Source organism: Bradyrhizobium sp. LeoB3, assembly GCF_055456055.1.
On the sequence record NZ_JBVBEF010000480.1, the window covers coordinates 1 to 241 of the forward strand.

A 241-nucleotide genomic window follows, 5' to 3' on the forward strand; every position below is an offset into this window, starting at 1 on the left:
GCGCCTGTTTGCGAAGCTGCTAGAAAAACGATTTGACCGTCAGCCCTGCTGCGCGGGCATCTTGTATGAATGTATGCGCTTCCTCATTGGACATTGTAAGGTCAGCGCCGCCGAGAAATTCCTCTCCTTTGGGTGTGTTCGCACGGAGCATCGTCTCGTGTCTGCTTACATCAACCGTATAATCAATGTCGCTTGGTGCTTCGGGCATGGCATCCTCCTCGATCCCGAAGCGAGCATATTG

Annotated in this window: 1 protein-coding gene; it reads right to left on the bottom strand. The window is 53.1% G+C overall.

Going from position 1 to position 241, the window contains the following annotated elements; translation table 11 throughout:
- Positions 1–19: 19 nt before the first annotated feature.
- On the bottom strand, positions 20–241 hold a 222-nt coding region (locus ACZXDY_RS46770), incomplete at its 5' end, for a hypothetical protein (protein WP_464350140.1).